This is a genomic window from Telluribacter roseus (assembly GCF_017355915.2).
Classification (GTDB): domain Bacteria; phylum Bacteroidota; class Bacteroidia; order Cytophagales; family Spirosomataceae; genus Telluribacter.
This window is the reverse complement of record NZ_JAFEUV020000007.1, coordinates 25,652-38,898: the sequence shown is the minus strand read 5'-3', so window position 1 is coordinate 38,898 and position 13,247 is coordinate 25,652. Positions and strand designations below refer to the sequence as shown.

Genomic DNA, 13,247 nt, shown 5'->3' with positions numbered 1-13,247 from the left:
TATAAGAAACTCCGTACTGCAATGGACTAAGAACATTATAAAATAGCTCAGCCTGAGAGCCTCTAAATGCTTAAAACTAACTGTATGAAACCAATTATCCTGCTTCTAGCCACCTTCCTTTTTATACCGTTTTTGCACGCCCAAAACTACGATGAATCCAAAGTAGGTAAGTACACGCTGCCCGACGTCCTTACCACCGCGAGTGGAAAGAAGATTACCACAAAGAGAGAGTGGGAACAAGCCAGAAGACCCGAAATACTCCGCCTTTTTGAGGAGCATGTATATGGGCAGTTTCCTAAAAAGTACGACCGTCTGGAGTACACCATCAAAAACGAGAACAAACAGGCCATGAATGGCAAAGACCACCTGAAAGAAGTAGAGCTGACCGTGTATAATAACAGCAAGCCCGTCAGGATTAATGTGGTCTTGTTTGTACCTACTAATGCGAAGGGGCCGGTGCCAGCGTTTCTGCTGGTCAACAACCGCAGTAGGCGTAACACGGCCCCTACCCGCGATACCCTAAGAGAATTCTGGCCAGCCGAGTTAGTCATAGATGCAGGCTACGCGGTAGCTGCATTTTATAATAGTGATCTGGCACCTGATAATAAGAACACCTACCAGAATGGAGTACTGCAGTTATACCCGGAGCAGATCGGAGCAGAAAATGGGATGAAAGCCATCGGCGCTTGGGCCTGGGGAGCCAGCCGTGTAATGGAATATTTTGAGAAGGATTAAGATATAGATGCCAAAAAGGTAGCCGTAGTAGGGCATTCCCGCGGGGGTAAAGTTTCGCTGTAGGCTGCGGCACAGGACCAGCGGTTTGCCCTCTGTGCCTCTAACTGCTCAGGAAATACGGGAGCTTCCCTATCACGCCGTAACTTTGGCGAGAGCGTCAAACGGATCAATACCTTTTTTCCCCACTGGTTTACTACAAACTATAAGAAGTATAATAACAACGAGAACGCCTTACCCGTTGATCAGCATATGCTGATCAACGGGTAGCTCCCCGTCCGGTATATGTGACCAATGCATCCAAAGACTTGTGGGCCGATCCGACGGGTACTTTTCTGGCACTGAAAGAAGCGGAACCAGTGTATAGCTTATTTGGGTTGGACTCAGCCCTGCCCGGTAGTCCTCCTGCCATAAATACGCCTGTTAACGCTCCCCCTATGGGATACCACAACCGGGAAGGAATTCATGACCTTACAAAGTACGATTGGGCTAATTTTATTGAATTTGCTAACTCTCACTACCGGAAGAAGTAGACTGGTCTAAGTCTTAAATGGATTGTTAGATTCTCACTATAAAATGACAACTAAAAGCAGGACAAGGCACTCTATAGCCTTCCTTACAAACCTATATATTTAATTATATAGTTTTTGATACGCTACTGCCGGGGCACCTTAAAGTATTCGTAGAAATATTCCTGAGGCTTAAGGTTTAGCCACTGCTCCCGATTTTCGGAAAGATCCTGGTAACTGAGGCTGTTTATATCTTCCAACGCCATTCTCTGTGGATTTTCACAATTACCTTTGGTGATGATGCCTAGGCCGTAATCACAATCCAGTACAAATACATTGATATCCGTACGTGAGCTACGCAGGTGCAGGATAGCTTTCCAGACATCTCCGTTCCAGAAACCCTGGCCATTCCACTCCCGGAAATGTCTTGCCGCCTGGGGTGTGACCGGGTTACAATCATGCATTACAATCACTCCTTTATCGCTCATGTACCTGAGTGTATTTTCAACATCACGTAGGGCGTGCCCGTACTCATGCATACCGTCTATGAGACATAGATCGATAGATCTGTTGGCGAACACCTGCTGAGCGTGCTGCTCAAAGAAATCATCACTTGTCACCTCAAAATACTGGCTAGTCAAATTGTAAGGATTAAGAATAGTTTTACCAATTCTACGCAACCGATCAAACTTGAACTTGGGATCCACAGCAACTTTGAAAGGGCTTTGAATCTTGAAGAAAATATGCCCGTTTAGTACGCCAATCTCGAGGTAGTTCTTAAGCTTTTTGTGCCTGATAAGGCTTTGTAAAACATACAGACGATTCATTTCCTGATGGGTTGAAGTGGTTGAAAGTTAAAAATAAGGTTAAGTTGCGTATTTCCCTTATTTCTTTACTTTAATTGCCTAATTGCGTGTATTCTTATGAAGAAACGACCCTTGGTTTGCACAAAGTTTATAGATCAGCTTGTATATCCTGCTCGTGAAATACCTTCATATTGAGTTGCAAGGATAAAATGGATTTATCGGAAGTGGTACCAGCAAGAAGTACAAAGAGCTTAAACCCGCCAAATAGAGGATCACAAAAAGAGCCTGCTACACCAGCAGGCTCTTCCTGTAAAATCTAATTTTCTGTAAATTACTTTCTACTGTACTTTGATCAACTTGTAGTGTTTGGCTTTATGTCCTGTGCCGACCTGCAGGAAGTACATTCCGGGCTTTGCTTCCCGGCCCAGGCTGATGCTCTGCTCGGGCTGTACATCTTCCAGCTGGAGTACTGTGCGACCTAGAATATCGAAGACTGCAACAGGTAGCTTACCCTGCCCTTTTCCCTGTACCTTAAGAGCGAAGGATTCAGTGAACGGATTAGGAAAGTACAGGACCTGTAAGGCTTCTGTTTCCACTTTTTCTTCCACAGCCAGACGAGCCATGGACTGATCCACTACCGTGAAGCTAATACTTAGCGTGGTTCCGGCAGTACCCGTGGCCCCTGCTTGAGTATAAGGAGTAGCCTTTAAGGTGTAACTTCCCAAAGCGGGTGTCCAGGTGTTGTAGTTGCCTCCATTGTCTCCGAACAAGGCATAGGGGAAGCCTGTCTCCGTCTGGGTCCGGCTCTGCTTGCCGCTCATGACAAACTTCACGCTGCCTACGGGTGAAGGACTGGTGTTAGCTCGTATGTTTAGATTACGAGTCGGTAGTGCGGCCAGATCTATGACCTCATTAGGGTTGATGTCCCGGATGGGTTGCTCATTATCCGCATTCATCAGCGTGAAGCTTACCACCTGTTGAGTAGTTGAAGGCGCGGGATTGACCGTGACAGAAGCTTCATCGAATACGGTAGCTCCCTGGTTGTCGGTGACCGTCAGGCGGAAGACATAGGTACCGGCGACCAGATTATTCGCTGTCAATGTAGGGGTGCTGGCGTTAACCAAAGAGGCCGTACCTGGTCCGCTCTGCTGGGTCCAGCCATAACTGCTGATGCTACCATCCGGATCACTGGCCGAGCCAGTAAGGGTAACGCTGTTGGTAGGCAGCGTGATGGTCTTATCCGCTCCTGCATTAACCGTAGGCGTCTGGTTAGTAGGAGTAGTCTGCTCTACTACGGTAAAGCTAATAGTCAATGGAGTTCCAGCTGTACCCGTTGCTCCGGATCCTGTGTAAGGCGTACACGTCAGACTGTAACTGCCCACAGCAGGTGTCCAGGTGTTGTAGTTGCCTCCATTGTCTCCGAACAAGGCATAGGGGAAGCCTGTCTCCGTCTGTGTACGGCTGAGCTTACCACTCATGACGAACTTGACGCTACCTACGCGTGAAGGATTGGTGTTAGTCCGGATGTTCAGGTTACGCGTGGGCAGGCTGTTCAGATCCAGTACATCATTGGGGGCTATATCACGTATGGGCTGCTCATTATCCGCATTCATCAGCGTAAAGCTTACCACCTGCTGAGTAGTGGGGGCAGGCGCAGGGTTGACCGTTACAGTGGCTTCATCAAACTTAGTGGCTCCCTGATTATCTGTCGCCGTTAGACGGAAGACATAGGTGCCTGCTAGTAAATTATTCGCCGTTAGCGTTGCTGTGTTAGCATTAACCAGGGTGGCTGCGCCTGGTCCGATCTGCTGGCTCCATTGGTGAGAGGTGATACTTCCGTCAGGATCATGGGCTGAACCAGCCAGGATAACACTATTGGTGGGCAGCGTGATCGTCTGATCATTTCCTGCGTTAGCCGTAGGCACTTGATTTATCGGAGCTGCTTGCTCCACAACGGTGAAGCTGATAGTTAAGGGGGTGCCGGCTGTACCTTTGGCACTTCCTTCGGTATAAGGAGTACCTATCAGGCTATAGCTGCCCGCTGCTGGTGTCCAGTTGCGATAGTTACCACTGTCATCGCCGAAGAGCGCGTAAGGGAAGCCTGTCTCGGTCTGTATTCTGCTCTGCTTGCCGCTGAGCACAAACTTCACACTACCCACAGGAGAAGGACTGGTGTTGGCCCTAATGTTCAGGTTACGTGTAGGCAGGCTGTACAGATCCAGCACATCATCAGGGACCAGCTCCCGGATAGGCTGCTCGTTATCGGCGTTAATCAACGTGAAACTTACTACCTGCTGGGAAGTTACAGGGGTATCTTCATCGGTTTGGCCATCACAGTCGTTGTCCTTTCCATCCGACAATTCAGGCGCTCCCGGGTAGATCTTGTTATCACTGTCGTTGCAGTCGCCAGCCAGTGTGACATAACCCACCGGGGCAGTACATGCCTGTATCGTAATAGCTGCGTCACCAAAACCATCCTTGTCTGCGTCAGCGTAGAAGGTGGTAGTGATAGCTTCTTTGACTGTTAGCTCACCCTCTGCCTTACAGCCCATCAAGGTAGTCACCGTGACCGTATAGGTACCAGGCTTATTTATGGTAGCCGTATTGCTTGAAGGGCTTGACACTGTAACACCCGGACCAGTGAAGCTGTAGGAAGCGCCATTGACTACAGTGGCCGTCAGGGTTAGAGATGGGTTGGTACAGCTCAGCTCAGCTGGGTTAGGGCTAATACTGACCACGAGCTGTTTGTCCACTGTAAGGCTGAAAGCGGTACTTGTAACGCTATTGCTACCCTCCGTAACCACCACCGTATAGCTGCCTGCATCACTGGCCTGCACGTTAGTCAGCGATAGCATGGCGCTGCTTTGAGCTGCTCCTAATGACTGCCCATCTTTGTACCACTGGTAAGTGGGTGTACCCGCCGTTCCAGTCGCACTGGCACTCACCGTAACGGTGCTGCCGATACAGACAGCCGAACTGTTGGTGGAGAGGCTAACGGATAGATCAAGACACTGGCCGGTACCGTTGCTACAGAAGGCGCTGAAATCACCACCACCTGGCAAGCCTGCATTACTAGTAAAGATTACGTTCTTTCCGCAGAATACAGAATACGAAGCCGGAAAGCAGCCGCTCAATTGGTTACCATATAAATAAAGCACTTCTAGGTTCGTCAGAGCTTTCCAACTCGCCGGTAGGTTGCCACTTAATTGATTATTATCTAGCAAAAGAATTCGCAGGTTGGTCAGCGCATCCCAACTTGCTGATAGACTACCGCTTAACTGGTTGCTCCTTAAATTAAGCTGTCGCAGGCTGGTCAGGTTACTCCAACTTTCAGGAAGATTGCCACTCAATTGGTTGTTTTGCAGATAAAGCCCTTGCAGGTTAGGCAAGGCGCTCCAACTCTCAGGTAAGTTGCCACTCAACTGGTTGGTATGCAGAGAAAGCTCTTGCAGGTTGGTTAAGGCACTCCAGCTCTCGGGCAAGCTGCCGCTCAACTGATTGCTGTATAGCTGAAGACTTTGCAAATTTGTCAAGGCACTCCAACTCTGAGGCAGGCTGCCGCTCAATTGATTGAAATACAGAGCAAGATATTGCAGGTTAGTCAAGCCACTCCAATTCTGAGGTAGGCTGCCGCTCAACTGGTTGTTTGGCAGATAAAGATACCGCAGATTGGTCAAGCCACTCCAACTCTCAGGCAGGCTGCCACTCAACTGGTTGTTGTGCAGATAAAGATATTGCAGGTTAGTCAATGTACCCCAACTTTCCGGTAAGCTTCCGCTCAACTGATTGTTGTGTAAATCAAGAAAATTCAGGTTAGTCAACGAACTCAGGCTGCTGGTCAAGTTGCCTTTTAAGCCATTATTGGACAGATTAATAGATGTTACGCGTCCGTTGGTGCAAGTAACGCCATACCAGCCTCCGCTACAGGGATCACAACCGTTAAGCCAATTGGTCTTGTTGGTCCAGCCTGCGCCGTTAGTGCTGTTGTAGAGGTCTACCAGGACAGCATAGTCCGGATGAGAAGGGGGCACTGTAAGGCTGAAAGCGGTACTTGTCACGCTGTTATTGCCCTCTGTAATCACCACCGAGTAGCTACCTGCATCGCTGGCCTGCACATTAGTCAGCAAGAGTGTGGCGCTGCTTTGGACTGCTCCTAACGACTGCCCATCTTTGTACCATTGATAGGTGGTGGTACTCACCGTTCCAGATACAGTAGCACTCACCCTAACGGTGCCGCTGGTACAGACAGCCGAACTGCTGTCAGACAAGCTAACAGCTATAGAAGGAGGACATTGGCCAGTGCCGTTGCTACAGAAGGCGTTGAAATCACCACCATCTGGCAGGCCTATATTGCCTGTAAAACTTACCTCTTCCCTACCACAGAATGACTTATAAGATTTTGGTAAGCAGCCTGTTAGCTGGTTGTTGTCCAAGCGAATGTATTGAAGGTTAATTAAATTGCTCCAACTCGCAGGCAAAATGCCACTCAACTGGTTGTTTTGCAGATAAAGCGTTTGCAGGTTAGTCAAAGCACTCCAACTTTCAGGCAGGCTGCCGCTCAACTGGCTGGAGCTCAGCAAAAGCTGATGCAATTTGGTCAAAGCGCTCCAGCTATCAGGTAGGCTGCCGTTTAACGGGTTACCACTTATATCAAGAATTCTCAAATTAGTTAAAGCGCTCCAGCTATCAGGTAGGCTGCCGCTCAACTCGTTATTGGATAAATGAATACTCCTCAGGTTGGTCAGGACGCTCCAACTATTAGGCAGGCTGCCACTCAGCTCGTTATCGTATAAATGGATACTCCTAAGGTTGGTCAGGACGCTCCAACTATCAGGCAGGCTCCCACTCACCTGGTTGTGCCCCAGTATAAGGTGTTGCAGATTGGTTAAGTCGCTCCAGCTCTCAGGCAGGCTGCCGCTCAACTCGTTATTATTTAGATAAAGAAGTTGCAGGTCAGTCAAACCACTTAGGCTGCTGGGTAAGGTCCCTTGCAAGCTATTACTGTTGAGGTCTAACTGAGTCACGCGTCCATTGGTACAAGTGATGCCATACCACCCCCCGCTACAGGGGTCACAGCCGGTGAGCCAGTTGGTTTTGTTGGTCCAGCCCGCACCGTTGGTGCTGTTGTAGAGGTCCACCAGGGCAGCGTAGTCCGGATGGACAGGGGTCACCGACAGGATGAAGGCTGTACTTGTTACGCTGCTACAACCTGTAACTACTACCTTATAACTACCCGTATCACTGGCCTGTACATTGTTTAGCGAGAGCGTGGCGCTGCTTTGGACTGCTCCTAACGATTGTCCGTCTTTGTACCATTGGTAGGTGAATGGTTCCGTACCGGTTACACTTACGCCCACCGAGACACTGGCGCCCGGGCATACCGTCGAATTAGCCGCTGGCTGGGTAGTGATGACTGGCGGTGCCTGGATAGTAACCGTACCGCTAATGGGGGTGGATGAAGTATTGGTAGTAGTGTTAGTAACTACCAGCGAGAAGCTGCCGGTGAAGGTTGCAGGATCAATGCTGACCGTGATCGTACCTGAAGTACCAGGAAGGCTACCCGTTTGATTGGCGTTAACCCCAAGCCCTGTAACAGTATACTGGTTAGGATCATTAGTAGTTGCTGTATAGGGGATCTGAAAGGAAGTAGCTCCCTGGCAAACGGCGGGAAGCGTGGCTAACGTAATAGTTGGCACTAAAGTCGGAGTTATTTTGCGAATACGCCGATTACTAGCATCAGAAAGGTAGAGGTTACCGGCTCCATCTACCGCTAATCCAGCAGACTGACCTATCGTAGCTTCCGTAGCAGGTCCCCCATCACCGCTGTAGCCTATATTTCCAGTACCCGCTATGGTGGTGATGATGCCACTGGTACTCACTTTGCGAATGCGATAAATACCTTGATCAGAAATGTAGAGGTTACCGGCTCCATCTACTGCTATTCCATAAGCATAACCTATCATAGCTTCAGTAGCAGGTCCTCCATCACCGCTGTAGCCATTAGTTCCATTACCCGCTATGGTAGTAATAATGCCACTAGTACTTACTTTGCGAATGCGAGTGCCATCAACAATGTAGAGGTTACCGGCTCCATCTACCGTTACTCCATGAACGTTACTTAGCATAGCTTCCGTAGCAGGTCCCCCATCACCGCTGTAGCCTATATTTCCATTACCCGCTACTGTGGTGATGATGCCATCGGCACTCACTTTGCTGATGCGACTACAACTATGACTGGCAATGTAGAGGTTACCGGCTCCATCTACCGTTACTCCAACAGGGTTAAGCATAGCTTCCGTAGAATATGTCCCATCAACGCTGCAGCCATTAAATTCACTACCGGCTACCGTGGTGATGATGCCACTGGTACTTACCTTGCGGATGCGAGTACCACCATCAGCAAAGTAGAGGTTACCGGCTCCATCTACCGCTATTCCCTGAGGCTCACGTATCGTAGCTTCCGTAGCAGGTCCTCCATCACCGCTGTAGCTATAAGTTCCAGTACCCGCTATAGTGGTGATGATGCCACTGGTACTCACTTTGCGAATGCGGTTGTTTCCTTGATCAGCAAGGTAGAGGTTACCGGCTCCATCTACGGCTACTCCTTGAATGTTACTTATCATAGCTGCCGTAGCAGCTTCTCCATCACCGCTGAAGCCATTAGTTCCAGTACCAGCGTAGGTGTTGATGGTGTACTGAGCGCTGGTGTTAAAGGAAAAACTTGTGAGCATGAACAGCAAGCACAGGCAGTACCTGATAAGAAGGGAGAATAAATGTTTAGACATAAAATAGGGTGTAATTGTGGGAAAGGAAACTAATAATAATTTAGTGAGCTAAATAATGTAAGGATTTATGCCAAAGTAGAGTGGTCCAAATCAGCGCGACAATACCCCAAATAGGGTAGTTCAATGCTGTTAGTTATTCGGGTTTTCCAGCAGGCTCTATCGTACTTTTAGTTTAGTCAGGGAGGGTAAGGTAGATAAGGCTAAGTGCTTATTTTTAAGGGCGATAGCTATATCGAAATATATGAGAATGGGTAAAGGTTCCAGCTGCCAGTGCTTAGCAGAACCATTACCGGCTACGGTACTGATAGTTCCTTCTTGGGTGACCTGTCGGATGCGGTGGTTATTCTGATCTGCGAGATAGAGATTGCCAGCGGCGTCCAGAGCTACACCCAAAAGTTGATATAGGTAGGCTGAAGTAGAAGCTCCTCTGTCTCCAATGCTTCCACCAGCTATGGTGTTAAAAATTTGAGCTTTACTGCTTATAGAAAAACACCAAAGTATGGACTGTAGACATAGCAATTGTTTTGGATAATTAAGGAGTATAGATTGATGCATAAAATATTTGTGTTGATAGAGGTTGGAGTATAAGCACAATGATTTAATCAAGGACATAGAACATCCTGAACCACCTTGGCATAGGCAGCTGAGCTAACTGATTATTTGCCTGCTTAGGCTAAATAGCGCGTACTGATCCAGCTATATCAGTCAGAAATATCAGGAGTGTAGTCAAAAGGCAGGAGACTAGTTACGGATCAGAACAGCAATAGAGACATGTAGTATTTTACCATAAGATAGGGGGTGAGTTGTGGATTTAATTTATCTATAAAGACTACTTGTTTTCTGGTACCTAACACTCCACTCATCGCTTCTACTTACCAGGACAAGCCGGCAGGCTCGTAGTAGGAAATGAAAATAGGAATATCCTGTGAAAAGGAGATCTAAATCTGGATGTAAAATTAGATATCAAAGCTCTGGATATCAATACCCTACTTAGGGTATTTTTAAAAATATATAACAATTTTTAAACTTTGGTACCATTTTTGTTATTGCCACCCCTTTTCTGCCATGGCACTGAGTCATCTACTTAGAGAATAGCTTCTTTTCATACTTGTTGAAGTAGTCGATTTCTTACAAGAGTAACGTTATCTCGTCTCAGAAGACAACCCATTCAGTACATAACTTAGCTGATGTAACAGGCTACAATTGTAATAATGCTTTATGATGATAATGGATGATTATAAAAGGGATTTATCGGAAGTGGTATCAACAAGAAGTACAAAGAGCTTAAACCCGCCAAATAGAGGATCACAAAAAGAGCCTGCTACACCAGCAGGCTCTTCCTGTAAAATCTAATTTTCTGTAAATTACTTTCTACTGTACTTTGATCAACTTGTAGTGTTTGGCTTTATGTCCTGTGCCGACCTGCAGGAAGTACATTCCGGGCTTTGCTTCCCGGCCCAGGCTGATGCTCTGCTCGTGCTGTACATCTTCCAGCTGGAGTACTGGGCGGCCTAGAATATCGAAGACTGCAACAGGTAGCTTACCCTGCCCTTTATCCCCCACCTGTATCGTAAATGAGTCAACAAACGGATTAGGAAAGTACTGCACCTGTATGTCTCCCCTTTCTACCTTTTCTTCCTCCGCCAGACGAGCCATGGAATTGTCCACTACGGTAAAGCTAACCGTCAGAGCAGTTCCTGCCGTACCCGTTGCTCCAGAGCCTGTATAGGGTGTACACGTCAGGCTGTAACTACCCACAGCAGGTGTCCAGGCGTTGTAGTTGCCTCCGTTATCTCCGAACAAGGCATAGGGGAAGCCCGTCTCCGTCTGCGTGCGGCTGAGCTTACCACTCATAATGAACTTGACGCTGCCTACGCGTGAAGGGTTGGTGTTGGCCCGGATGTTCAGGTTACGTGTAGGCAGGCTAGCCAGATCCAGTACATCATTGGGGGCTATATCTCGTATGGGCTGCTCCGTATCCGCATTCATCAGCGTGAAGCTTACTACCTGCTGAGTAGTAGAAGGAGCCGGATTGACAATAACAGAAGCTTCATCATAGGCAGTAGCTCCCTGATTATCCGTCACCGTCAGGCGGAAGACGTAGGTACCCGCCACCAGTCCGCTAGCAGTCAGGGTAGCGCCGTTAGCATTGACCAGTGTAGCTGTATTAGGACCACTCTGCTGGGTCCAGGCATGGGAGCTAATGCTACCATCCGGATCACTACCTGAACCGGTAAACGTAACGCTGTTGGTAGGCAACGTGATGGTCTTATCTTCTCCTGCATTGACTGTGGGCGGCTGGTTAGTAGGAGCAGTCTGCTCTACAACGGTAAAGCTAACAGTCAGAGCCGTACCTGCCGTACCCGTTGCTCCGGAGCCGGTATAGGGTGTACACGTCAGACTGTAACTGCCCACAGCAGGTGTCCAGGCGTTGTAGTTGCCTCCATTGTCTCCGAACAAGGCGTAGGGGAAGCCCGTCTCCGTCTGTGTGCGGCTGAGCTTACCACTCATAATGAACTTGACGCTGCCTACGCGTGAAGGGTTGGTGTTGGCCCGGATGTTCAGGTTGCGGGTGGGCAGCGTAGCCAGATCTAATACATCATTGGGGGCTATATCTCGTATGGGCTGCTCCGTATCCGCATTCATCAGCGTAAAGCTTACCACCTGCTGGGTAGTTGAAGGAGCCGGATAGACAATAACAGAAGCTTCATCATAGGCAGTGGCCCCCTGGTTGTCGCTCACCGTCAGGCGAAAGACATAAGTACCCGCCACCAGATTACTAGCAGTCAGTGTAGCGGTGTTGGCGTTAGCCAATGCAGCCGTACCAGGTCCGCTCTGCTGGGTCCAGCCATAACTGCTGATGCTACCATCCGGATCATGGGCTGAACCGGTAAGGGTAACGCTGTTGGTAGGTAAGGTGATAGTCTGGTCATTGCCCGCGTTAGCCGTAGGAGCCTGATTAGTAGGAGTAGCCTGCTCTACTACGGTGAAACTAACAGTCAGAGGTGCACCTGCCGTACCCGTTGCTCCGGAGCCTGTATAGGGTGTACACGTCAGACTGTAACTGCCCACAGCAGGTGTCCAGGCGTTGTAGTTGCCTCCATTGTCTCCGAACAAGGCGTAGGGGAAGCCCGTCTCCGTCTGTGTGCGGCTGAGCTTACCACTCATAATGAACTTGACGCTGCCTACGCGTGAAGGGTTGGTGTTGGCCCGGATGTTCAGGTTGCGGGTGGGCAGGCTAGCCAGATCTAATACATCATTAGGGGCTATATCACGTATGGGCTGCTCGTTATCCGCATTCATCAGCGTGAAGCTTACCACCTGCTGAGTAGTTGAAGGCGAATTATCTTCTACCACCCATAGTTCCGAACCTGTATTACCATCCCCAGCTACAACCAGGAGTTTATCTTTTAAGGGAAATAATAGAAATCTATGTGCATGTCCTTCTACAAATCTTTTAAGCATAACAGTGCCGGCCTCTGTTCCGTCACTTTTCCATAGTTCATTGCTCCCATCATCTGAATGGGTCATAAAGTAAAGAAAACTCTTGAAGCTGACTGCCTCCACAACTCGGTCTGCATTGTCTCCTATATTTACATCTTTTACAAAGTATGTACCATTAGAAGTGCCATCACTACGCCAAAGTTCTGTATTAGAAAAAAAATAAAGGGTATTATTAACGCTTGTAGAAGGATGGAAGCCTAGAATGTCTTTTATACGTATAGTGCCAGCCTCAGTGCCATCGCTACACCAGAGACCGTATTGAACTCCTCCACTCATGCTACCTTCGAAGGCACGGAAATATAGTTTACCATTAACATTGGTTAACCAGTCAACAAAATTATCAAAGCCAGGATTTGTATCCTTCAATCTATAGGTTCCTGCTTCTGTGCCGTCACTCCTCCATATACCACCCATAGACCCACCTTTTGCAAAGTATAATATACCGCCAATTGTAACATAATTGTCTCCATAAATGGTATTCCCACTGAATCCAGGTTCGATATCTTTTACGAGACGAGTGCCAGCCTGAGTACCATCACTTTTCCAGAGTTCAGCGCCGCTAATGCCATCATCAGCTAGAAAGAAAGCTGTACCATTTCCATTTATTAGATAGTTGATCCACTTAAAGCTTTTTACTTTTACTGTTCCGCCAGCACTTCCATTGCTCTTCCATAATTCATATGGTTGAGAAGGATCCTGTGGACTTTGTGTGTTATGTAGAGTAAAGAATAGGGTACCGTTTATGTTTTCTGCTTCATAGCCAATATATACAGTAGGAAGACTCTTGATAAAGGTAGATCCTTTATATATCCCAACGCCGGTGTTTGGGTCATAGGCAGTGTAAAAAGGAACACCATTTACATCAGTAAAAAGATCAGGTGAAGAGCCACTATCATGTATTTCACAACCAT

The 13,247-nt window shown here is 48.0% G+C and carries 6 protein-coding genes and 1 pseudogene; 3 read left to right on the top strand and 4 right to left on the bottom strand.

Features of this window, described 5'->3' with window-relative positions:
- Positions 1 to 84 precede the first annotated feature (84 nt).
- From JTN23_RS14330 to JTN23_RS14325, 3 genes and pseudogenes are all read left to right on the top strand, one after another.
- Positions 85 to 735, top strand: coding sequence for a hypothetical protein (locus JTN23_RS14330; RefSeq protein ID WP_247235539.1), 651 nt, complete (start codon positions 85 to 87; stop codon positions 733 to 735).
- Positions 736 to 858: 123 nt separating this feature from the next.
- Positions 859 to 1,002, top strand: a pseudogene (locus JTN23_RS26030) (acetylxylan esterase); the annotation flags it as partial.
- A 17-nt stretch (positions 1,003 to 1,019) separates the two neighbouring features.
- Entirely contained in the window at positions 1,020 to 1,265 is a 246-nt protein-coding gene (locus JTN23_RS14325; protein ID WP_247235538.1) for a hypothetical protein, read from the top strand.
- A 122-nt stretch (positions 1,266 to 1,387) separates the two neighbouring features.
- Here JTN23_RS14325 and JTN23_RS14320 read toward each other — a convergent pair whose 3' ends face one another.
- The 4 genes from JTN23_RS14320 to JTN23_RS14310 all read right to left on the bottom strand — a co-directional run bounded on the left by JTN23_RS14320 (position 1,388) and on the right by JTN23_RS14310 (position 12,297).
- A complete protein-coding gene (locus tag JTN23_RS14320; protein ID WP_247235537.1) occupies positions 1,388 to 2,068 on the bottom strand; it encodes a class I SAM-dependent methyltransferase in 681 nt (226 codons plus the stop codon).
- A 317-nt stretch (positions 2,069 to 2,385) separates the two neighbouring features.
- Positions 2,386 to 8,778, bottom strand: coding sequence for a leucine-rich repeat domain-containing protein (locus JTN23_RS14315; RefSeq protein WP_247235536.1), 6,393 nt, complete (start codon positions 8,776 to 8,778; stop codon positions 2,386 to 2,388).
- Between the two features lie 210 nt (positions 8,779 to 8,988).
- Positions 8,989 to 9,387 (bottom strand): NHL domain-containing protein, encoded by a 399-nt coding sequence (locus JTN23_RS26025; RefSeq protein ID WP_409049451.1) that lies wholly within the window; start codon positions 9,385 to 9,387, stop codon positions 8,989 to 8,991.
- A gap of 816 nt (positions 9,388 to 10,203) precedes the next feature.
- Positions 10,204 to 12,297, bottom strand: a complete 2,094-nt coding sequence (locus JTN23_RS14310) for a PKD domain-containing protein (RefSeq protein WP_247235535.1) — start codon at positions 12,295 to 12,297, stop codon at positions 10,204 to 10,206.
- Positions 12,298 to 13,247 lie beyond the last annotated feature (950 nt).